The 21,231-nt window shown below is 64.1% G+C and carries 18 protein-coding genes; 7 read left to right on the top strand and 11 right to left on the bottom strand.

Going from position 1 to position 21,231, the window contains the following annotated elements:
• Positions 1 to 127: 127 nt before the first annotated feature.
• From JOY90_RS30440 to JOY90_RS30420, 5 genes are all read right to left on the bottom strand, one after another.
• The gene (locus JOY90_RS30440; RefSeq protein ID WP_291694799.1) at positions 128 to 1,726 is read right to left on the bottom strand and encodes an ATP-binding protein; all 1,599 of its coding nucleotides are present in this window, start codon (positions 1,724 to 1,726) and stop codon (positions 128 to 130) included.
• A gap of 220 nt (positions 1,727 to 1,946) precedes the next feature.
• Positions 1,947 to 3,548, bottom strand: coding sequence for an ATP-binding protein (locus JOY90_RS30435; RefSeq protein WP_291694798.1), 1,602 nt, complete (start codon positions 3,546 to 3,548; stop codon positions 1,947 to 1,949).
• Between the two features lie 153 nt (positions 3,549 to 3,701).
• Positions 3,702 to 3,881 carry a hypothetical protein gene (locus JOY90_RS30430; protein WP_291694797.1) on the bottom strand — a complete coding sequence of 60 codons (180 nt, stop codon included), beginning with the start codon at positions 3,879 to 3,881 and terminating at the stop codon, positions 3,702 to 3,704.
• A gap of 174 nt (positions 3,882 to 4,055) precedes the next feature.
• On the bottom strand, positions 4,056 to 5,414 hold the full coding sequence (locus JOY90_RS30425) for an ABC transporter substrate-binding protein (protein ID WP_291694796.1): 1,359 nt from the start codon (positions 5,412 to 5,414) through the stop codon (positions 4,056 to 4,058).
• Between the two features lie 25 nt (positions 5,415 to 5,439).
• Complete coding sequence (locus tag JOY90_RS30420; RefSeq protein ID WP_291694802.1) at positions 5,440 to 6,702, bottom strand: radical SAM protein; 1,263 nt, start codon at positions 6,700 to 6,702, stop codon at positions 5,440 to 5,442.
• A gap of 657 nt (positions 6,703 to 7,359) precedes the next feature.
• On the opposite strand from JOY90_RS30420, the gene JOY90_RS30415 reads away from it, so the two are divergent.
• A complete protein-coding gene (locus tag JOY90_RS30415) occupies positions 7,360 to 7,602 on the top strand; it encodes a hypothetical protein (protein WP_291694795.1) in 243 nt (80 codons plus the stop codon).
• Between the two features lie 70 nt (positions 7,603 to 7,672).
• Here JOY90_RS30415 and JOY90_RS30410 read toward each other — a convergent pair whose 3' ends face one another.
• From JOY90_RS30410 to JOY90_RS30400, 3 genes are all read right to left on the bottom strand, one after another.
• Positions 7,673 to 8,956 carry an ABC transporter substrate-binding protein gene (locus JOY90_RS30410; RefSeq protein WP_291694794.1) on the bottom strand — a complete coding sequence of 428 codons (1,284 nt, stop codon included), beginning with the start codon at positions 8,954 to 8,956 and terminating at the stop codon, positions 7,673 to 7,675.
• Positions 8,957 to 9,091: 135 nt separating this feature from the next.
• Positions 9,092 to 11,038 carry a hypothetical protein gene (locus JOY90_RS30405; protein ID WP_291694793.1) on the bottom strand — a complete coding sequence of 649 codons (1,947 nt, stop codon included), beginning with the start codon at positions 11,036 to 11,038 and terminating at the stop codon, positions 9,092 to 9,094.
• A gap of 105 nt (positions 11,039 to 11,143) precedes the next feature.
• A complete protein-coding gene (locus JOY90_RS30400; protein ID WP_291694792.1) occupies positions 11,144 to 12,232 on the bottom strand; it encodes a YbhN family protein in 1,089 nt (362 codons plus the stop codon).
• A gap of 369 nt (positions 12,233 to 12,601) precedes the next feature.
• Here JOY90_RS30400 and JOY90_RS30395 point away from each other — a divergent pair, with 369 nt between their 5' ends.
• The 3 genes from JOY90_RS30395 to JOY90_RS30385 all read left to right on the top strand — a co-directional run bounded on the left by JOY90_RS30395 (position 12,602) and on the right by JOY90_RS30385 (position 17,259).
• On the top strand, positions 12,602 to 13,108 hold the full coding sequence (locus JOY90_RS30395; protein WP_291694791.1) for a ferritin-like domain-containing protein: 507 nt from the start codon (positions 12,602 to 12,604) through the stop codon (positions 13,106 to 13,108).
• 131 nt (positions 13,109 to 13,239) lie between these two features.
• Entirely contained in the window at positions 13,240 to 14,682 is a 1,443-nt protein-coding gene (locus JOY90_RS30390; protein WP_291694790.1) for an MFS transporter, read from the top strand.
• A gap of 171 nt (positions 14,683 to 14,853) precedes the next feature.
• Positions 14,854 to 17,259 (top strand): EAL domain-containing protein, encoded by a 2,406-nt coding sequence (locus JOY90_RS30385; RefSeq protein WP_291694789.1) that lies wholly within the window; start codon positions 14,854 to 14,856, stop codon positions 17,257 to 17,259.
• Between the two features lie 3 nt (positions 17,260 to 17,262).
• Here JOY90_RS30385 and JOY90_RS30380 read toward each other — a convergent pair whose 3' ends face one another.
• Complete coding sequence (locus JOY90_RS30380; protein ID WP_291694788.1) at positions 17,263 to 17,697, bottom strand: hypothetical protein; 435 nt, start codon at positions 17,695 to 17,697, stop codon at positions 17,263 to 17,265.
• Positions 17,698 to 17,765: 68 nt separating this feature from the next.
• On the opposite strand from JOY90_RS30380, the gene JOY90_RS30375 reads away from it, so the two are divergent.
• On the top strand, positions 17,766 to 18,332 hold the full coding sequence (locus JOY90_RS30375) for a hypothetical protein (RefSeq protein ID WP_291694787.1): 567 nt from the start codon (positions 17,766 to 17,768) through the stop codon (positions 18,330 to 18,332).
• 9 nt (positions 18,333 to 18,341) lie between these two features.
• On the opposite strand, the gene JOY90_RS30370 is transcribed toward JOY90_RS30375, so the two are convergent.
• The gene (locus JOY90_RS30370; RefSeq protein ID WP_291694786.1) at positions 18,342 to 18,758 is read right to left on the bottom strand and encodes a cupin domain-containing protein; all 417 of its coding nucleotides are present in this window, start codon (positions 18,756 to 18,758) and stop codon (positions 18,342 to 18,344) included.
• Between the two features lie 98 nt (positions 18,759 to 18,856).
• Positions 18,857 to 19,651 (bottom strand): IclR family transcriptional regulator, encoded by a 795-nt coding sequence (locus JOY90_RS30365; protein ID WP_291694785.1) that lies wholly within the window; start codon positions 19,649 to 19,651, stop codon positions 18,857 to 18,859.
• Positions 19,652 to 19,781: 130 nt separating this feature from the next.
• Here JOY90_RS30365 and JOY90_RS30360 point away from each other — a divergent pair, with 130 nt between their 5' ends.
• Positions 19,782 to 20,747, top strand: coding sequence for a tripartite tricarboxylate transporter substrate binding protein (locus tag JOY90_RS30360; RefSeq protein ID WP_291694784.1), 966 nt, complete (start codon positions 19,782 to 19,784; stop codon positions 20,745 to 20,747).
• Positions 20,748 to 20,827: 80 nt separating this feature from the next.
• Positions 20,828 to 21,229, top strand: a complete 402-nt coding sequence (locus JOY90_RS30355; protein ID WP_291694783.1) for a RidA family protein — start codon at positions 20,828 to 20,830, stop codon at positions 21,227 to 21,229.
• Positions 21,230 to 21,231 lie beyond the last annotated feature (2 nt).

Genomic DNA, 21,231 nt, shown 5'->3' with positions numbered 1-21,231 from the left:
GTTTCCCGCGCCGGCGCGCCTTCGCAGGCGAGACGGCGTGAACGTCACTCGGCTGATTCCCCTGGTCAAGAGACGCCGAAGAATTTCCCGTTCACCCGCGACGGAAGTGGATCAACCAACCGGACCTTCACGACGTCAGCGCGGTCCGGATCATCCGCGCCAGATCGGCGCTGACATAGGGTTTTGCCAGCAGCAGCACGCCGGCGTCGAGCCGGCCGTGATGCACGATGGCGTTCTCGGTATAGCCCGACGTGAACAGCACCTTGAGCCCGGGACGCCGCTTCAGCGCCTCGGTTGCGAGCTGGCGGCCGTTCATGCCGCCGGGCATGATGACGTCGGTGAACAAGAGGTCGATGTGCGGAGGGCCGTCGATCATGGCGAGCGCTTCGGCGGCGTTGCTGGCAGAGAGCGTCTCGTAGCCGAGACGCTCAACCTGCGTCACGACATAGTCGCGGACCAGGGCGTCGTCCTCGACGATCAGGATGGATTCATCGCCGTACTCGATCGCGTAGGGATCGGCCTCGACGTCTACGATGTCGGGCTTGCGAACGGCCTCGGGTAGATACAGCTTCACCGTGGTGCCGTGGCCTTCCTCGCTGTAGATCTTGATGTGGCCGTCGGACTGTTTGACGAAGCCGTAGACCATGCTGAGCCCGAGTCCTGATCCCTTTCCGACATCCTTGGTGGTGAAGAACGGCTCGAACACCTTGTCGAGCAGGTTGCCGGGAATGCCCGCTCCGGTGTCGCTCACCGCGATCATGACGTAGTTTCCGGGCTTCACCTCGGAATTCATGGCGGCATAGTGCTCGTCGAGCACGACGTTCCGCGTCTCCAGCGTCAGCTTGCCGCCATCGGGCATGGCGTCGCGCGCGTTCAATGCGAGGTTCAGGATCGCGGTCGAGAGCTGGCTCGGATCGATCAGGGCCGGCGCTGCGTCATGCGCCAGCATCGAATCGATCTCGACCTGCTCGCCGAGCGTCGGTCGCAGCAGCCGCGCGGCGTCGACGACCAGCGCGTTGACGTCGGTCGAACGCGGCTGCAGCGGTTGCCGGCGCGCGAAGGCCAGCAGATGCCGGGTGAGGTCGGCGCCCCGCGCGGCGGCCGCGCTGATCATGTTGGTGATCTGGTTGAGGAGCGGGTTGTCCTTCACCGCATCGCCGAGGATCTCGATCGAGCCGGTGATCACGGTCAGGATGTTGTTGAAGTCATGCGCGATGCCGCCGGTGAGCTGGCCGACGGCTTCCATCTTCTGCGCCTGCCGGATCTGCGCCTCGTTGGCCTCGATCTCCTGGAAGCGCTTGACCATGGCCTCGGCTTTGCGGCGTTCCCTGGTCTCCTCCTCGAGCGCCGCATAGGCCTGCAGGAGCTGGACGCGGGTCGGCATCGTGAGAAGCCGCGGCAGCATCAAGAGCAGCGCGGCCGCGATCGTGGCCGAGATCGGCGCCAGCGCGCCCTTGACGGCGGTCTCGATGCCATAGGCAGGCACCCAGAGCGTGAGGATCGACATCAGGTGGCTCACGCAGCAGATGGCGACGAAGAGAGCGTAGCCGAGGAAGATGGCGCGGAACATGAACAGCGTCTCGTTGCGCCGGCGCCAAACGAAGAATGCAAGGACGTAGGCGATCGCGAGGAAGGCGGCGGCGACCGTGGCGTCGGAAACGGCATTCAGCCAGATCAATGTGGGCTGCCACGACAGGCAGGCGCCATGCGGGAGAAGCGTCGACATACCCAATATCTCCAAGGAAACGGCCGCTCCGGCGCCGTCGCGACGCACCGGGAAAGAATACGGCAGATCATTCAGTTTTTCGGCCACCGCGCAAGCGCAACGGCCATCCGGCGCTCTGCTTCGTCAGACGCCGAAGGAGAATTTGGCGGGGAGGGTGTCTGAAGCGACACCGAGCAGGCGACCCGTGATCGAGCGCTGACGGCACGCCGGTCGTCGGCCGTCACGACGCCAGCGCGATCCGGATCATCCGCGCCAGATCGGCGGTGACATAGGGTTTCGCCAGCAGCAGCACGCCGGCGTCGAGCCGGCCATGATGCACGATGGCATTCTCGGTGTAGCCGGAGGTGTAGAGCACTTTGAGGCCGGGACGCCGCCTCGAGGCCTCGATCGCGAGCTGGCGGCCGTTCATGCCGCCGGGCATGATGACGTCGGTGAACAACAGATCGATGTGCGCGGGCCCATCGATGATGGCCAGTGCCTCGGCGGCGTTGCTGGCCGAGAGCGTCTCGTAACCGAGACGCTGGACCTGCGTCACGACATAATCGCGGACCAGCGCGTCGTCTTCGACGATCAGGATGGACTCATCGCCGTGCTCGATCGAGTCGGGATCGGCGTCGCTGACCACCACGGGATCGGCCTTGCGCACGGCTTGCGGCAGATAGAGCTTGACCGTGGTGCCGTGACCTTCCTCGCTGTAGATCTTGACGTGGCCGTCGGACTGCTTGACGAAGCCGTAGACCATGCTGAGTCCGAGCCCGGACCCCTTTCCGACCTCCTTGGTGGTGAAGAACGGCTCGAACACCTTTTCGAGCAGACCGCGGGGAATTCCCCCGCCCGTATCGCTGACCGCGATCATGACGTAGTTGCCCAGCTTGGCCTCCGGATTCATCGCGGCATAGTCCTCGTCGAGCACGGCGTTCCGGGTTTCCAGGGTCAGCTTGCCGCCGTCTGGCATCGCGTCACGCGCGTTCAGCGCGAGGTTGAGGATCGCGGTCGAGAGCTGGCTCGGGTCGATCAGCGCCGCGGCGGCATCATGCGCCAGCATCGAATCGATCTCGATCTGCTCGCCGAGCGTCGGCCGCAGCAGCCGTGCGGCGTCGACGACGAGGGCGTTGACGTCGGTCGCGCGCGGCTGCAGCGGCTGGCGGCGGCCGAAAGCCAGCAGATGCCGGGTAAGATCAGCGCCTCTCGCGGCGGCGGCGCCGATCATGTTGGTGATCTGGAGCAGGAGCGGCTTGTCTTTCACCGCGTCAGCGAGGATCTCGATCGAGCCGGTGATCACGGTCAGGATGTTGTTGAAGTCGTGGGCGATGCCGCCGGTGAGCTGGCCGATCGCCTCCATCTTCTGCGCCTGCCGGACCTGGGCCTCGTTGGCCTCGATCTCCTGGAAGCGCCTGACCATGGCTTCGGCCTTGCGGCGCTCCCTGGTCTCCTCCTCCAGCGCCGCATAGGCCTGCAGGAGCTGGACCCGGGTCGGCATCACCAGCATGTACGGCAGCAGCCCGAAAAGCGCCGCCGCCATCGCGGCCGAGGTCGGCACCTGCACGCCCTTGACGGCGGCCTCGAGGCCGTAGGCCGGCACCCACATCGTGACGACCGCGAGCAGACGACTTAAGCCGCCCAACGCGCTGAACACCGCGAATCCGCCGAGCAGGAGGTTGAACCTCAACAGCATCTCGCGCCGGCGCCGCCACACCATGAGAGCGAAAACGAAGGCGATCGAGAAGAACGCACAGGCAAGCAGCGCATCGGATACCACGTTCAGCCAGATCAATTCCGGCTTCCACGAGAGGCACGCGCCATGCGGGAGAAGCGTCGACATGCCCAATTACTCCAAGGAAACGGCCGCTCCGGTGCCGTCGCGAGCCGATCGACGTACCGGAACCCAGATCATTCAGTTTTTCACCGACCGCGCAAGCGTAGCGGTTGGTCCGCGCGCTATCGCGGCACCTGTCGGAAATGTCTTGGAATAAGCCTAGATGATCAGCCCGGCGGGCGGTCCCGAAGCACCAAGTCTGGCTGGCTTGCGGGACTGATCGTCGAGATTGCTGTCGCGGGAGGCGGCGGTCAAATCACGAGCTGGTTGAAAGGTGAATAGATCCAGAACGATCGTCGTCTTGGAGCATCGATGAACCGCGGCGACATCAATCGCCATCGATCATCACACCTGGTCCGGGCCCGGTATGATATGATTCAACCCAGGGACAATGGCGTCCGGTCCGGTCCTCATCGGCAAGGCGTCGCCGGCGGCTTACGCAGCTCCTTGGCTGCTGTTCACTTCGCCGCTCTTGTCGCATACGGCCCAGTTGAGTCCGGCTCTCGGCAATTTCTAGAACAAGAAATGGTAGATGCCAATCAAAGCAAGAATGCCCGTCGCGACATAACCTATCAGATTTAAAATTCGGACAGCAAAATTCTTCTCGGCCGAATCCAAATTATGTTTGGCGGCTTTGAATATCTTATGGACGGTAACCCACCTTCCGGTTCCCTCGTACACCTCGGATTTGATGGCTTCGTCAAACGACAATTGTTCCCATCTTCTGTTTGAAAGACGTTGAACATGCGGGCGACTCAAGAGCTCGTTCTGTCTCGTAAATCCACCGTCCGACATCAAGCCCCTGCGCTCATTTGGCGTTTCCGCTATCGCTTTCCGGATTGCCAACCGCTGTTCCGAGACCACGCTCGAGAGTCCTCTGCTTGCGGCTAGAATGATGGCGTTCCCCACGATATTGGCCGTGTCGTAGCCAAACGTTGCGTACTGATCTATCGCCTCCCGCTTTGCCGTCCCCGGATACTCGTTACCGTATCTGGCGCGGAATCGCTCGATCGCATCGTCGGATACCGTTTCGACGACGGTGTCGGTTACCGCATAGACATTTTCGAAGCGCGCTTGCGAAAACATCTCCTTGCCGGGCGAGATCAGATATATCGGACACTCGCCGTATAGGTCGCGCACCACTTGACTGATGCGAAGTGTGTCAGAGCTTCTTCCCAAAATGACAAGGCCCACGAAGGCTCGCCCATGCAGACTCTGGATGATCGACGTTTTCAATTGCGCATCTTCAAGCTTTCGGTCGTAAGGCACCAAGGTGTATACTTGTCCAAACGCTGATAAGTATCGCCGCATGTCCCGAGCCAAACTGTCACCGCACAAGGTGCCATCGCTTCGCCCCACGCCAGGCGCCTCCGATTCATGCAATACGATGATGGGTCCATGTGGATGGCGAATCGCTATCAGTCGAGCTAGTCGTTCGGCTTTCTGCGCGTCGGATGGAGTGGCACGAAAGAACCATGGGTTGTTCTGCTCCGTAAGGAAGGACGCCGTTGCAGATGGGCTGATGACAGGTATGTTCGCCTTGGCCGCAAACTCGATGGCCGTAGCCGCAGTGTGGCTCTCGCACGGCCCTATTATGACCGCCGCCCCTTTATCGACCAGGAGCGAAACGGCCGACAGAGCCTTTCGTTGATCTCCCTCGTCATCACACTGCTCAGTCCGAATCAGGCATCCGAAACTGCGAACTGAAAAGTCGGAAAGACCAAGCTTGATTCCATTGGCTATTACCTTTCCGAAATATGAGGAGCTGCCGCTACTGCACGTTACGATGCCGACCGTCAGTTCAACGTGCGTTGACGTCGCGCGATCCCCGGTGGAACCTTCCGGCCTGTCCTCATCATCTCCAGTTTTCACTCCCGCCCTCCGTACAATTCGGTCATCAAACGAGCTCAAGACGATTGCCAAGCTCTCTTCGAGCCAGGAGCAAGACTTCCTCCGCGCGCGCTTCGCTCATGTGCGGGTGAACGGCGCCATACCCCTCGTCATAGTGATTCCAGATCGGACCCAGCGACACCCCCTCGTGGTATTGCTGTGCAGTCATCCTGTCCTGGTGCGGGTAGAGCGCGTAGGCACTCAGAGAAACGAAAGTCGGCTTCAACTTGTTCGCGAAATCGAAGGTCCGCAACAAGGTTTCGTTGGTTTCGTCGGGAAGGCCTACAATGATGTTGAGACAGGACTCGATGCCGCAATTTCTACAATTTTCGACCGCCCTGGCCGTGTGATCTGCGTGCGCATGAGGTGACGTTGATTTCAAGAGCTGCTTCAGAGCGCTCTCGTCGGTCGTCTCCAGGCCAAAGCTCAAATATCTAAAGCCGGCTTTTGCCATCTCGTACAGCAAGGGCTCAGTTACGCATTCCGACCGAGTCTGTGCCGCAAACTGCAGAGAAATTCCGCTCCGCTGCAGCGTCTGAACCAAGGAAAGGGTTCGTTTCTGGTTGACGGTAAACGTTGCATCATCAAAAAACACAGCCTCGTAGGCGTCGGCTTCCAGCCTTGCCAATTCGGCCACGACACACTCGATGCTGGCTGCGTTCACAGCCTGGTTGCGTTGGTTACAAAAGGAGCATTTGTAAGGGCAGCCTCGCATGGTTTGCACCTGCGTCGTCCGCCGTCCATCGAAAATCCTGAAGTTGTAATACGAACTATTGCCGAGAAGATAGCGCGGCAACGGCGGCACGGAGTCAAGTGCGATCCGTGTCTTTGGCATCGCGGTTCGCTCTATCTCTCCATTCGAGTTTCTGAAAACTATCCCGGGGACACGTGATAACGGAGCGTTTTTCTCAAGCGCGTACAGGAGGAGTACGAACGAGTAGTCGGCTTCGCCACAGACGGAGTAGTCGATTTCCGCGACATTGGCGATAGTATGCGCGGAACAGTAGGTCTCGTGTACGCCGCCCTTGACGATCACAGCATTCGGAACAAAAGCCTTCGTGATCCTTGCGACCTCAATGGCAGCTTTGTGTGATGGTGATGTCGATGAAATCCCAACGACCTCGGGGTTGAATGTCATCAGCCGCGCCGTTAGGAGGTCGTTCCCTCCCAGCGCCTGCAAATCGAGGATATCGACAATGTGATCATGGCGTTGCAATTCCGCCGCCAAGTACAGAAGCCCCATGGGGGCACCGTTAAATCTTGCGGGCATGTACGGATGTACGAGCAACACCCTCACTGCGTTTGATCCTTGATTAGATCGGTTGCCAATCACCAAAAAACACTTGCGTCAAATCGACGGTCTTCCCGCTTATGCGCAGCAATCTCCAACCACTGAAGGGATTTTAGTACCTCATTCCGGGCTCTAGGCCGACCTCAAGAGATCCTCGTTCTGTATCGCCATTAACGTCGCATCCATAGCTTCGCAGATCATCAGGACCGCTGTGGCATTGGCAAACTTGACAAATCGCCAGGGTCGGAGCCGCCTTCGGTCACTCAATCGTTCGTTCAAATTCCGACTGCGTTGAGCGTCGCCTACCGTTTTGGGACTAGCGAACCATCGACACGAAAGAACAATAAAGTGAAAGAGACCACAATTCAATCTCTTGTTGTGCGTCCGGTCACATCGGTCGTGACGACCATTTGTCTTTCGGCAGAGACAATCGATAGCGTCCGGCAGTCTCCTGCTCTGTGCGCGTAGGCAACCGGAAATCCAATGCGGCTCGTCCCGCCAGAATAGCCTTTCGCATGGGGTAGATGACCTAGGCCACGATGGTGAACACCCGTTCAAGAAAGTTTCGGCGCTGTTCCGGCAACTGCCGAGCGTCGCGTTCGTTTGCTCGATGCGTAACGAACGCTGGAGAAGCACATGAAGAAGCTTTCTTACGTCCTTGCTGCCGCGGCGACCATCGCGGTCTGTGCCCCGACGATCGCCAGCGCGACCGAATTCGGTGTGCGCATCGGCGGCGATCGGGACTATTATGCCGATCGTGACTACCGCGGTCCGCGTGCCGAGTTCTACAGGCACGACCGAGGCTGGCATCACGGTTGGTACCATCATGATGGCGATGGCGTCGTGATCCGGCGGCACTATCATCACGACAATTACTGATCGATGACGACCGACCGGTGAACGGCGACGGCCGGATTTTCCAATCCGGCCGTCGCCTTTTCCTGCCCGCCTATTGCGACAGTTTCACGAAATCTGGAAACTTCAGCTTGCCTTCCGCGATCTTCTGCGGCCAGACCGTCACCTGCTTCTGGTTCTGCCATTGGAAGACGAGCCCGGTGACGAATCCCGGGCCTGACTTGATGCCGTGGGTGTAGGGGTCGTCCTTGCCGTAGAACTGGATGTGGCCGATCGTGCCCTCGTAATCGGTCTTCTCCATCTCGGCCACAAGCTTGTCGGGATCGGTTGCACCGGCGCGCTGGATCGCTTCGGCGATGATGTAGACGTCGTCATAGGCGGTGTAGCCGGTATAGGCCGGCGGCGTGCCGAACTTCGCCTTGAAGGCCTGCGCAAACGGCTTCGTCTTCGGCGTCACCGCGACGTCGGGCGTTGCCACCGCAAGCGACGGCACGCCGTCGGCGGCGCCGTTGGTGTCGTTCCAGAAGGTCGGGCTCAAGGCCTGCGCGCTGATGCCGAACATCGGGATCGGCACCTGCTGGTTCTTCCACTGCACGGTCGGCTGCACGCCGACATGGGAGATGCCGGTGACGATCGCGTCCGGCTTCTTGCCTTCGATATTGTTGAAGATCGGCGTGAAGTCGGTGGTGTCGGGCGAGAAGCGCACATGGTCGACGACGTCGAGGCCGGCCTTGGGCAGGCAGGCCTCGTAGCCGACATCGAGCGGCTGGGTCCAGGCCGCGTCCTCGCTCATGATCGCGACCGACTTGAACTTGAGATTGTCGGTGAGGAGGTCCTTGGCGGCGTCGCAGACGAGCTGCGCCTGCGCCGCGGAGGTGAGATAGCCGTGGAAGGTGTACTTGTTCTTGTCGTAGTCGGCATGGATCGCCTTGGTGATCTCGTTGGAGGCGGCGCCCGGCGTGATCAGCGGCATCTTCAGCCGCGCCGCCCAGGGCTCGAGTGCCAGCACCACCTCGCTGATGTAGCTCGCGATCACGGCCGAAACCTTGTCCTCGTTGACCGCGCGCTGGAAGGCGCGGACGGAATCCGCCGAGGAGGAATGGTTGTCGTAGGTGACGATCTCGATTCGGCGCCCGAGAATGCCGCCTTTGGCGTTGATCTCATCGGCCGCGATCTGCGCGCCGCCGGGCGTCGCCGCACCCGCGATCGCCTGCACCTCGGCGATCACGCCGATCCTGATCGGCGGGCCGTCGGCGAAGGCCGGCGCAAGGCAGGTGGCGAGTGCAATGGCGACAAGGCTTGGGATGACAAGGCTTGGGACGACAAGGCTTGGGACGACAAGGCTTGGGACGATCGGCCGCGAGGGGCGTCTGGTCATGCATTTCTCCCGTGATGATGTTGTTTTCGTGCGGCCGCTGGAACGCGGCGCCAAACGCAGCCTACGCCCGGCCGCCGCGGCTTGGGAAGGCAGCTGTCTTGACGGTCCGCTATGCGCGCCGTCGCTGCACAGGCTTTACCGCTGCGGCGGCTGCTCGGGCAGCGTGGTCACGTCGGGCACGCCGGCATCGAGCCTGAGCACGTAGGCGGCGGCGGCGAAGGCCGCGTCCGCCATCGCGGCATGGCCTTCGGCGGACGGATGCACGGCGCCGCCATAGACCGCCGACAGCACGCCCCAGGTCGCGTCGTGGATGTCGGATGGCTGCATCGCGGTCGGCAGTCCCTGCGGATAGGTCATCGCCGCGAAATAGCTGTCGTTGGCGTCGCGGATCCAGCGCGCGCGCGGCAGGTAGGCGCGGTATTCGCCGGCACTGCGCCCGCACAGCATCGGCTGGTTCGCCGCGGTGATGATGTCGGGATCGAAGCTCTTGCCGTCGGCCGCGAAACACTGCCGGTCGAAATCCGGGTCGCTCTCGGCGCGGGCGCAGAAGCCGTGATCGGCAAAGGCGGCCTGATGGGCGTCGACGAAGCTCATGCGGTCGGTGGACGGGTCGTTGCACAGGATGCCGGACTGGCACATGGCCAGCGCCTTCAGCCCCGGCAGGAACTCGTTCTGCACGAAGCTCGAGACCGCGGCAAGCCGCCGCGGATCGGCGTTGAACGAGGGATGGATCTCGAAGCCGGCGCGGCCGCCGGGGCAGGGCGCGCCGCCGCGGGCGAGCGCCGGATTGGCGTAAGCCGTATAGACGACACGCCCCATGTCGCCGACCAGCGGCTTCAAGGCCTCGCGCAGGCGGCCGAAACCCTGCGGCAGGTCGCGCGCCAGCGCCGAGCGTGCTTCGTCCACCGTCGCCATCACGCCGGTGCTGCGGAACAGCGTGCGCTCGGTCGCGGTGTCGACGATCACGTCGGTGACGAGGCCTGAGAAGAAGACGTCGTTGGCGCCGATCGACAGCAGCACCAGGTCGAGCGTGCGGTCGGGCTGGCGGCGCCGCGCCGCGGTGACGGCGTCGCGGAGCTCGGCAAGCTGACCGTTGACGCCGGACTGGCATGTCGTGCTCGATTTGCTCGGCGGGCATTCGCGGGCGCGCTGGCTGCCGAACAGGCCGTCGGCGATGGTGGCGCCGGTGCAGGCCAGCGGCAGATAGGTCACGGCGATGTGCGGATACTGCACGGCGAGCGCCAGTGCCGTACGGGTCTGATAGCTGTAGAGCGAGCGGTGGCAGGCGGAGTTGAACCACAGGGCGCTGTGGCGCTGCCAGTTCTGCAGCGTGTCGGGCGCTTCGCAGGCCCGCCCGCCCTTGTAGCCGGCGCGGCTCGGACGATAATATTGCGCGGCCGCGGTTCCGAGGTAATGGCGGAAGCAGAAGCCTTCGTCGGCAAGCGCGATGGCACGGTCCGGATTGCCTTCGCCGGATGCGATGCTGTCGCCGAGTCCCGCGATGAAGAGGTCGCGCACCCTGATCTCGGTCGCGACGCGCTGGCTCGCCTCCGAGCCCGAGGACACGTCGACCGTCGCCACCGTCGGACGGCCATAGCGGACCCGCAGATTGAGCGCCTCGGCGCAATCCAGCGTCGAGTGCTGCGGCGGACCGTCGCCGTCGTCGAACGACCAGGCGCAGATGGCTCCCACCGGCGCGGCGCCGGCAAGGCGAACGGTGATCGCATGATCGACCGGCGTGAGATAGCTCTCCTTGACGTTGTCGCGGGTGCAGGGCTCGTTGACCCGGCCCGAGAGGTCGATGCAGAGCCGGTTGACCATGTTGCGCGCCCAGCCGCGGCCGTCGCTCTGCAACTCCAGCGCGTCCTCGGAGGCGAGGATCGAGCGGTTGCGCTCGCTTTCGACGTGGAGCTGGAAATCACGCTCCTCGCGAAACAGGCGGAAGCGGTTCCTCACCTCCCACGAGATCTGAAGCGGCGCATTGGAGGCCGCCTGCGCCGCCGTCCGGTGCGCCGGCAGGATGAGGCAGGTGCCTGCGAGCAGCGCAGCGAGCGGGATCAGGCGAAGGAGAGCACGGATCATGGGCCGGGTTTTGACGTCACAGTTGAGGCGGAAGTAAGAATGTCCAAAACCAAGATAATGTGATGTCAGGCGAGGATCACCCAAGCATCACCTCGAAGCCTGCGATCAGGCCTGCGACTTCAGCCGCTTCACCTTCTGCGGCAGCGGGGTGACGTTGCCTGTTCCCGTCGAGGGGTTCGCCGGCGGCGGAGTTCCGTTCAGCTTGCGGCGCTCCTGCCAGGGCTGCACCACGCTGAGCCATAGCTCGCGCGCGCCCATGATGGAAATCGCGAGGCTGAAGGGCACCACGAAATACAGCACGCGGAACACCAGCAGCGTGGCGAGCAACTGCTCGCGGCCGAACTGCGGCAGCGCCACCAGCATTGCGGCGTCGAACACGCCGATGGAGCCCGGTGCATGGCTGGCGAAGCCCAACAGCGTCGCCAGGATGAACACCACGGCAAGCGACAGGAAATCGATGCTGGGCTGATCCGGGATCAGAAGATACATCGCGGTTGCACAGAAGCCGAGGTCGATGACGCCGATCATGATCTGCACCAGCGTCAGCCTTGCCGACGGCAGTACCACCTTCCAGCCGTTCTGCCCGAGCTGGCGCCGGTTCTTGCCGGCGATGATCCAGAACAGGTAGGCCGCGATGCCGGCAAGGCAGCCGAGCCCGATCAGGCGGTTCATGGCCTCCGGCAGGAGGTCCATCGCGGAGGCGGCCGAGGGGTGATAGACCATGCCGACGCCGAGCACGACCAGGTTGCCGAGCCAGAACGTCAGCCCGGACAGGAAGCAGATCTTGGCGACGTCGATCGCGTTCAATCCGTAGTCGGAATAGATGCGGAAGCGGATCGCGCCGCCGGTGAAGACCGTGGCGCCGATATTGTGGCCGATCGAATAGCTCGTGAAGCTCGACAGCGCCGCGATGTTGTAGGGCACGAGCTTCTTGCCGATGGTCCTGAGCGCGAAGAAATCATAGAAGGTCAGGGTGCAGAAGGCGCAGAACACGCAGAGCGCGGCGAGTGCGATGCGGCCATGCGAGATGTCGGCGAGCGCCGTCAGGATCACGGTAGTGTCGACGCCCTTCAGCGTGCGCACCAGCGTCGTGATTGCAAAGGCAATGATGGCGATGCTTGCCGCTATACCGACCCGCTTCCAGCCAATCCATTTCTTGAAACCGCGCGCGAGCGCGGTCAGCCATCCTTGCATTCGTCCTCCCGGCAGGGCGGAAACATCTCGAGAACCCATGGACACCAATCGGTTAACCCGCGGCCCCGTCGCTTACTATATGCATATGCGAAGGTTCCTTAGGGCAAAAACGGGGCCTTGTGCAGCCCTTGACAACGGGGCCTTTTGACTTCGGCCGGAGCCGTCCGTCACCATACATGGGCAACGGGGTCGGGAATCTAACCCGCAACGCGCTTTTTGCCGCAGGGTTTATGCACCGGTATGAGGCCGTTTCGGGCCTTTCACCGGCGTTTCCAGGAACGACACCGCCGGCCAGTCGTTGACGCATTGTCAGCAACCGGCGCGGGAACCCGCGTGCGATGTTCCCCACACAAGCCAGGAAGGATTCCCATGGGATTGTTCACCAAGGACATCAAGACGATGAACGAACTGTTCGTGCATCAACTGCAGGACATTTATTACGCCGAGCAGCAGCTCGTGAAAGCGCTGCAGACCATGGCCGGCAAGGCGACCGACAAGCAGCTCAAGGAGGGGTTTCTGTCGCATCTCGACGAGACCAGGACCCACGTGCAGCGGCTGGAGCAGGTGTTCCAGATGTGCGGGCTGAAGGTCAAGGCGGTCGATTGCCCCGCGATCGACGGCATCATCGAGGAAGCCGACGAGGTGGCGGGCGAGGTCGCCGACAAGGCGGTGCTGGATGCCGCGCTGATCAACGCCGGCCAGGCCGCCGAGCACTATGAGATCGCACGCTACGGCACCCTGATCACCTGGGCGCGGCAACTCGGCCGCACCGACATCGCCAGCATCCTGCAGAAGACGCTGGACGAGGAGAAGACCGCGGACAAGAAGCTGACCTCGCTCGCCGAGGGCAAGATCAACCTTCGCGCCGCGAGCTGATTTTCGGCAGAATGATCGATCGAGCGGGGCCGTCGCGCTTTGCGCGGCGGCCTTTATCATTCGATCTCCATCGAAGCATGTCCAGAGGGCTGCCGCGTTATCCGGGTGATCATCCGCACCGGAGGCGACCCATGCAAGTCAGTTCCGTCAAGACCCATCATGAAGGATTCCGCGCCGCTGCGCAGCGCGGATCGCCCCGATCGCGGCACGCGGCCTCACTCACATTGGCGGCGATGAGCCTCGGCTTTGCCGTGGTCCAGCTCGACGTCACCATCGTCAATACCGCGCTGAGCAGCATCGGCGCCGCGCTGGGCGGCGGCGTCTTCGAGCTGCAATGGATCGTCAGCGCCTATACCATCGTGTTCGCGGCCTTCATCCTGAGCGCGGGTGCGCTCGGCGATCGCGTCGGCGCCAAGCGCGTCTTCATGGCGGGCTTTGCCATCTTCACGGCGGCGTCGGTGGCATGTGCCCTCGCGCCGAATGCCGTCACCCTGATTGCAGCCCGCGCGGTGCAGGGATTGGGCGCGGCGATCCTGGTGCCGAATTCGCTCGCGCTGCTCAACCACGCCTATCACGACGAGACGTCGCGGGGCCGCGCGGTCGGCATCTGGGCGGCGGGTGCGAGTCTCGCGCTGACCGCGGGGCCGTTCGTCGGCGGCGGACTGATCGAACTGGTCGGATGGCGCTCGATCTTCCTCGTCAATTTGCCGATCGGACTGGTCGGGCTGTGGCTGACCTTGCGCTATGCGGAGGAGACCGCGCGCGCGCCGCAGCGCGAGCTCGATCTGCCCGGACAGGTCGCGGCGGTCGTCGCACTCGGCGGTCTTACCGCTTCGATCATCGAGGGCGGCGCGGCCGGCTGGACCGATCGCTGGGTGATGGCCGGCTTCGTCGCCTGCGCCGTGGCGGCGGTGCTGTTCGTGGTGCGCGAGCAGCGGACGGCGCAGCCGATGCTGCCGCTCGGCCTGTTCCGTCACCGGACGTTCGCGCTGGCGGCGCTGCTCGGCCTGTTCGTCAACATCGCCTATTACGGCCTGATCTTCGTGTTCAGCCTCTACTTCCAGCAGGTCAATGGATGGTCGCCATTCGCGACCGGACTCGCCTTCATGCCGATGATGGGCGTCGTGCTGCCGGCAAACCTGGGGGCGCCGCGTCTCGCCGAGCGGATCGGCGCGCCCCGGACGATCGCGCTGGGCGCCGTGTTGGCGGCGCTCGGCGCCCTCGCGCTGCTCGGTATGCAGCCGGGCACCGGCTATCTCGCGATCTGCGGGCAACTGGTTGCGCTCAGCGTCGGTCTCGGCCTCCTGGTGCCGCCGTTGACCTCGACCCTGCTCGGCAGCGTCGAGAAGGCGCGCTCGGGTGTTGCGGCCGGTGTGCTGAACGCCAGCCGCCAGACCGGCAGCGCCACAGGCGTCGCGCTGTTCGGCTCGCTGGCCGCGAGCGCAAGCGGATTCATGCGCGGGGCGCATCAGTCGTTGATCATTTCCGCGTCGTTGCTGTTGCTGTCGGCAGTCCTGATCTGGCGACGAGACAGGTTCGTCGAAGGTGGCAGCCGGCACCGCTCTCATTCCTGATCTGTCCGGATAGTTGCGGGAGTTCCACCAGCGCGTTCCGACCGCGCCTCAGGTAAACTACTGTTCCCGCCCAATCCTTCCTTCACCATGCGCTGCACAAGGGCGCCCGCGTTAACCTGAATAAACCTCCATCTGAGGTTGCGTAACAGGCGGAATGGCCTGGGACGAGATATGTATCGAGTATTGACTTGCCTGCGCACCGAACACGACTGGCGACTGGTCGCGCTCGCCGTCGTTGTTTGCCTGCTTGCGAGCGCGGTCGCCGTCAACCTGTTCGATCGCGCCAGAGCCTCGGAGGGGCCGGCGCGCACGATCTGGATTTCGCTCGACGCGGTCGTGAGCGGCTGCGGCATCTGGGCCGTGCACTTCATCGCGATGCTGGCCTATGACAGCGACCACGCCGCCGGCTACGACATCCCGATCACGATCTCGTCCTTGATCTTCGCGGTGTCGACCACCGGCATCGGCCTCGGCGTCGCCCTGTCGGATGCGCGGCAATCGTTCGCCGCGCTCGGCGGCGCCATCGTCGGCCTCGGCGTGGCGGCGATGCACTATACCGGCATGGCGGCGCTCGAGCTGCCCGCCCGCATCGTCTGGGCGCCCGGCATCGTGATCGCCTCGGTCGTCTTCGGATGCGTTTTTGCCGCGCTTGCCCTCATGGTTGCCGTCGGCTTCGACCGCGCGAGCCGCCGGGTTTCAGCCATCGTGCTGCTGACGATCGCCATCGTGTCCCATCATTTCACCGCGATGGGGGCCGTCACGCTGATCCCCGATTCCAACCTTGCCCGGGCGGGCATGCTGATTTCCCCGACCGTGCTGTCGTTCCTGGTGGCGGCCGCAGCCTTCATCATCCTCGGCATCTCGCTCGGCGCCGCGATCATGGATCGCCGCGTACAAGGCGCCCTGCACCGGCAGAAGGTCCTGCTCGATACCGCGCTCGAGAACATGTCGCAGGGGCTCTGCATGTACGACATGGAAGGCCAGATCCTGCTGGCGAACCAGCGCTACAGGACGATGATGGCGCGCGATGACATCGAATTGAAGGGGCGCTCCCTGCTCGACGTGCTGCAGCAGCTCCGCTCGGCCGGACGCTGGCAGGGCGATCCCGAGGAGACCTTCGCCAGATCGATCGCGGAGGCGTGGGTGGGTCATTCCGACACCAGGGTGATCGACCAGCAGGGACGCGCGATTCGCGTCGTCAACCAGCCGATGACGGACGGCGGCTGGGTAGCGACCTTCGAGGACGTCACCGAGTGGCAGCGCGCGCAGGAGCAGATCTTCCACATGGCGCGCCATGACGCGCTCACCAATCTGCCGAACCGCACGCTGTTTCGCGAGCGGCTGGAACAGCTGCTGCGCCTCGCCAGCCGCGGCGACCGCGTCGCGGTGCACTGCCTCGATCTCGATGATTTCAGGGAAGTCAACGATACGCTCGGGCACCCGGTCGGCGATGCGCTGCTGCGCCAGGTCGCCGCCCGGCTGCGCGACGGCATCGGCGTCAACGACGCGGTCGCGAGGCTGGGCGGCGACGAATTCGCGGTGATCCAGCTCGACCGCGAGGACGAGGCTTCGGCGCCGGACTCGCTCGCCGCGCGCCTCATCGAGGCCATCGGAAGGCCCTATGAGCTCGACGGCCAGAAGATCGAGATCGGGGTCAGCGTCGGCATCGCACTCGCGCCCAGTGACGGCGACGATCCCGATGAACTGCTCAAGAAGGCCGAGCTCGCGCTCTATCGCGCCAAGGCGGACGGCCGCGGCACCTACCGCTTCTTCGAGATCGGCATGGATGCGCGCGCCCAGGCTCGCCGCGGGCTGCTGCAGGACCTTCGCATCGCATTGCAGCGCGACGCGAATGAATTCGAGGTTCATTACCAGCCGATCCGTGATCTCTCGAGCGACGAAACCGTGATGCTGGAGGCGCTGGTGCGCTGGAATCACCCTCAACGCGGCCAGATATCGCCCGTCCAGTTCATCCCACTGGCCGAGGACAGCGGCCTGATCATCCAGCTTGGCGATGCGGTACTGCGGCGTGCCTGCATGGACGCGGCGCGCTGGCCGCAGGTCGACGTCGCCGTGAACCTTTCGCCGGTACAGTTCAAGAACGCGAACCTGGTCGAGTCCGTGAAGGCGGCACTCGAGGCATCCGCTCTGCCCGCGCATCGCCTGGAGCTCGAGATCACCGAATCGGTGCTGCTGCAGAACAGCGAGGCGACGCTTGCGATGCTGCACGAGCTGCGCGCGCTCGGGGTGAAGATATCGCTCGACGACTTCGGAACCGGCTATTCGTCGCTCAGCTATTTGCGCAAGTTTCCATTCGATAAGATCAAGATCGATCGCTCCTTCGTCAAGGAGCTGCCGAACAGCGACGATTCGCTGGCGATCATCCGCGCCGTGACCGGGCTTGCCCGCAGCCTCGGCATCATCACGACCGCCGAGGGCGTCGAGACCGAGGCCCAGCGCGAGCTGTTGTGCCGCGAGGGCTGCGCGCAGGCGCAAGGTTACCTGTTCAGCAAGCCGCGTCCGGCGGCCGAGGTCGACGGGCTGTTGGCGAGAGCGCGCACCAGCGCGGTGGCTTGACCCTCAAGCCTTGCGCAGCGCGAAGTTCGCGCCGCAGAACGCCATCGCCGCGCCGAGCAGGAGTGCGGCGACGCCGGTGAGCACGCCTGACACGGTCGGGACCGCGCTCGGCGCGGAGGCGGCCTGTCCGGCGCCGGCGAGCAGGAGCACGCCGATCGCGATCAGGAACTGGCGCATCCGCTGCGGGATCTGCCCCGAGACGGCGCTGTCCATCAACGTCGCGGTGAAATAGCCGCCGGAGAATGCCACGGTCGCGATCAGCCACCATGCGACGGCCGCGCCCGCCGGCATGAAGTCGGTCGTATCGGACCGCCACAGACCGCCGAGATCGAGCCCGTAGCGCGCGCCGAGCATGTGCACGGCGAGCGCCAGCAGCATGCCGGCCACCATCGCGCCGCCCAAAATCAGCCGGCGCGGAAAAAAGGTCGTTTCAGCCATGCGCCAGTTGTTAGATAAGGCGGGGCGATTGCGCAAGGCGGGAGTGGAAACTGCAGGAGCCGGCGACGATGGCGGGGCCTATCCGCTACGCCTTCAAGGCGTCGCTGATCGGCCCTGCGCATCAATTCGAATTGGCGCACGACGGCCTGTCCTTCCGCGCCGGCGGACGTGCGGGAGTGTGGGCCTATGCCGATATCGCCGCGGTCCGGCTGTCGTTTCGGCCGGTCTCGATGCAAGCGCGCCGCTTCCGCTGCGACCTCACCCATGCCGGCGGTGCGCGGCTGATCCTGCTCTCGACCTCCTGGCAGACCGCGGCGCTGATGGCGCCGCAGGACCGCGACTATCGCGTCTTCGTACGCGCCCTGCACGAGCGGATGGCGCAGGCGGGAAGCCGGGCCGTGCTCGCCGGTGGGCTCGGCCGCAATGCCTATGCCGCCGGCCTGACGCTGCTGGCGCTGGTGGCGATCGGGATGGCCGGCTTGCTCCTGCGCGCGATCTGGACGGGCGAACTCGCAGGCGCGCTGTTTCTGCTGGGTTTCGCCGCGCTGCTCGGCTCGCAGGTCGGTGGCTTCGTCAGGCGCAACCGGCCGCAGACCTATGCGTTCGACGAGATCCCGGATGCGTTGCTGCCGTAGCGCTCTGCGCTACCGCTCGCCCGGCGCTGTGAAGAACTTCTCGCCATAGGCAAAGCGGTTGGGCTTGAGGAAGAAGCCGAGGATCACCGCGCCATTGGGAGCGACCGCCTCGTGCTGGTTGCCGGCCGGGCGCCAGACGAACTGGCCCGGGCCGCATTTGCCTTCGTGATCCTCGAGCGAGCCCTCGATCACATAGGTCTGCTCGAGCGCGGTGTGCTCGTGCAGCGGCACGACGGCGCCGGGCTCGAGCTTGAACAGGGCCGTGGTGATGCCGGAATCGTCGGTGTAGAGCACCTTGATCCGGATGCCCGGGAACTTGGTGGCTTCCCAGGGCATGTTGGGCACATCGAGATAGTGCGCCGTGCGCTCCGGCGGATTTTCCGGCTTGATGTCGGAATGGACCAGCTTGCGCTCCTGCACGGACATGACGGCCTCCCTCGGATTCTTTTGCGATATTGCGGACGAAAACGCCCAAGCATACCGCGCGCGGTCGGGGACGCAAAGCCGGCGAGCGAACATGGCGGCTATGGGCCGGCGGCCTGCATCTTCCGCTCGATCGCGCGCGCCGCGTCCAGAAGAATCTCGGCCAGCTCCGTTTCGCGACGAGGGGTGAGCCGAGCGCGAACCGCGGAGACGGTGAGGGCCGCGGTCGGGCGGCCGTCGAAGGCCTTGATCCATGTGGAAATGGATTTCGTTCCCTGCACCAGGCCGGCCTCGCGAAAATTGTAGCCCCGTCGCCTTGCGGCCGCGATCTGGGCAAGCACGGTCGCCGTATCGGTCCGATAAGCCTCGAACCGCGTTTGGTTGGTTGCGACGATTTTCCGCGCCTCATGGCCGGTCATGCCGGCGAGGATGGCCACGCCCGCGCTGCTGACACCGAGCGGCCGCCGGGCGCCGACCTCGATCGAGAGCACCTGGATCGGATAGGACCCGATCCGGCGGTCGACACACAGCGTGTCACTGCCGGTCCGCAGCGTCAGAAACAGCATGTCGCCCACGCGTCGCGAGGTCTGCGCGAGGATGTCGCCTGCAACCGCAAGCAGCGGCGAGCGCGATGTTCGGGCCAGCGCCAGCTCCCCGACCTGTCGACCGATCGCGTAGCGCCGGGTCTTTTCGTGCCACTCGACGACGCCTTCCTCGACGAGCGCATGGACGATCCGATGAACCGTCGGTCGGGTCAGCCCCGTCGCCTGCACGACTTCGGCCAGCGGCAGTCCGATCTCTCGGCCCGCCGCCAGAATGCGCAGCACGGCCAGGGCGCGCCGGATCGCCTGCGCGCCCTGTCTGGGCGCCGCTCCACTCATATCCATGTCGCCCATGTCGGCCTGCCCTCTGTCCATGATGTGGACAGAAACCGCATAATTCGGTCGCCACGTAAAGCCTCAGGGCGAATAGTCGCGTGCAATCGAGGGTGCCATGCGCGCCTTCGCATGGCCTGGGGGGATACGGATGAGATTCTTCGCTCTAGCGGCGGCCGCTATCGCGACGCTGCTTGCCGGCGCGGCGTCGGCCGAACCGTGGCCGGCACGCAACGTTCGGCTGATCGTGCCGTACCCGCCCGGCGGCAATGTCGACAGCGCCGCGCGCATCGTCGCCGACAAGCTGCAGGAGCGGCTCGGCCAGCCATTCATCATCGACAACAAGCCGGGGGCCGGCGGGCTGATCGCGGGCGAGATGTTCGCGAAATCGGCCAATGACGGCTATACGCTGTTCGTCGGCGCCAACGGGCCGGTGCTGTTCGCGCCGGAGGTCAACAAGCGCGATGCCTATCGCTGGCAGCGTGACTTTCTTCCCATCACGTCGATTTCGATGACGCCGCTGGTGCTCGAGGTCCATCCGTCGGTGCAGGCCCGGTCGGCCAAGGAGTTCTTCGATCTGGCGCGCCGCGAGCCGGGCAAGCTGACCATGGCATCGCCCGGACCCGGCACGACCAACCATCTTCTCAGCGAGCTCGCGCAGTCCTCGCTCGGCCTGCAATGGGTCACCGTGCACTACCGCGGCAACGCACCGGCGACCAACGACCTGATCGGGGGACAGGTGCAGTTCGCCTTCGATCAGATTTCGGTCGGCTTGCCCTACATCAAGAACGGAAACGTCCGCGCGCTCGCGGTGACCAGCGCGCATCGCGTTCCGTCGCTGCCCGATGTGCCCACATTCGGCGAGCTGGGATTCAAGGATTTCGATGCACAGACCTTCACCGGCCTGTTTGCGCCCGCGGGCACGCCAAGCGAGATCGTGGACAAGCTGCACGATGCGATGGCGGCGGTTCTGAAAGACCCGTCGGTCGTGGACAAGTTCGACAAGCTCGGCGCCGAGGCGGTCGCGATGACGCCTTCGGAGTTCACGGCCTATCTGGCGCGGGAGGATGCGAAGTGGATTCCGGTGGTGCGGAAGGCCAACATCAAGGCCGAGTGAGCGACTGACGAGCCGCGGCGCCCGACCCCGAAGTCGACCGATTGAGCGGGCAGGGCAACCAACGAGAGGGAATGAGCATCATGACGGCCCAAGGGCGGCGCAGGAGCATCCACATCGGCGGCTTCAGGCACGGAAATCCGATTCCCAACGCCTGCCGCATCGGCGGTCTCGTGATGTCCGGCGTCATCCTTGGCCGCAATCCGGGAGATGGGAGCATGCCGGAAAGCCTGGAGGTGCAGTGTGCGAACGTGTTCGCCCACATGCAGGCGACGGTGGAAGCGGCCGGCGGGTCCACCGACGACATCATCAAAGTGACGGTCTGGCTCCAGGACCGCGCCCAGCGCGGTCCGCTCAATGTCGAGTGGCTGAAAATGTTTCCCGACGAGCATTCGCGTCCGGCGCGTCATTCGATGCAGATGGACATGGCAGGCGGCGCGCTGGTGCAGTGCGATTTCACCGCCGTGATCGACGAGAGGGAATGATC

This window comes from Bradyrhizobium sp. (assembly GCF_019242285.1).
Classification (GTDB): Bacteria; Pseudomonadota; Alphaproteobacteria; order Rhizobiales; family Xanthobacteraceae; genus Bradyrhizobium.
Note: the sequence above shows the minus strand (reverse complement) of the source record. Positions and strands in the feature narration are given on the sequence as shown.

Coding starts and splice junctions, on each gene's coding strand:
- JOY90_RS30410 (WP_291694794.1), bottom strand. CDS start 8,956: ATGACCAGACGCCCCTCGCGGCCGATCGTCCCAAGCCTTGTCGTCCCA.
- JOY90_RS30395 (WP_291694791.1), top strand. CDS start 12,602: ATGGGATTGTTCACCAAGGACATCAAGACGATGAACGAACTGTTCGTG.
- JOY90_RS30400 (WP_291694792.1), bottom strand. CDS start 12,232: ATGCAAGGATGGCTGACCGCGCTCGCGCGCGGTTTCAAGAAATGGATT.
- JOY90_RS30430 (WP_291694797.1), bottom strand. CDS start 3,881: ATGGCGATTGATGTCGCCGCGGTTCATCGATGCTCCAAGACGACGATC.
- JOY90_RS30370 (WP_291694786.1), bottom strand. CDS start 18,758: ATGTCCGTGCAGGAGCGCAAGCTGGTCCATTCCGACATCAAGCCGGAA.
- JOY90_RS30405 (WP_291694793.1), bottom strand. CDS start 11,038: ATGATCCGTGCTCTCCTTCGCCTGATCCCGCTCGCTGCGCTGCTCGCA.
- JOY90_RS30415 (WP_291694795.1), top strand. CDS start 7,360: ATGAAGAAGCTTTCTTACGTCCTTGCTGCCGCGGCGACCATCGCGGTC.
- JOY90_RS30375 (WP_291694787.1), top strand. CDS start 17,766: ATGGCGGGGCCTATCCGCTACGCCTTCAAGGCGTCGCTGATCGGCCCT.
- JOY90_RS30360 (WP_291694784.1), top strand. CDS start 19,782: ATGAGATTCTTCGCTCTAGCGGCGGCCGCTATCGCGACGCTGCTTGCC.
- JOY90_RS30385 (WP_291694789.1), top strand. CDS start 14,854: ATGTATCGAGTATTGACTTGCCTGCGCACCGAACACGACTGGCGACTG.
- JOY90_RS30355 (WP_291694783.1), top strand. CDS start 20,828: ATGACGGCCCAAGGGCGGCGCAGGAGCATCCACATCGGCGGCTTCAGG.
- JOY90_RS30440 (WP_291694799.1), bottom strand. CDS start 1,726: ATGTCGACGCTTCTCCCGCATGGCGCCTGCCTGTCGTGGCAGCCCACA.
- JOY90_RS30380 (WP_291694788.1), bottom strand. CDS start 17,697: ATGGCTGAAACGACCTTTTTTCCGCGCCGGCTGATTTTGGGCGGCGCG.
- JOY90_RS30390 (WP_291694790.1), top strand. CDS start 13,240: ATGCAAGTCAGTTCCGTCAAGACCCATCATGAAGGATTCCGCGCCGCT.
- JOY90_RS30420 (WP_291694802.1), bottom strand. CDS start 6,702: ATGCCCGCAAGATTTAACGGTGCCCCCATGGGGCTTCTGTACTTGGCG.
- JOY90_RS30435 (WP_291694798.1), bottom strand. CDS start 3,548: ATGTCGACGCTTCTCCCGCATGGCGCGTGCCTCTCGTGGAAGCCGGAA.
- JOY90_RS30365 (WP_291694785.1), bottom strand. CDS start 19,651: ATGGGCGACATGGATATGAGTGGAGCGGCGCCCAGACAGGGCGCGCAG.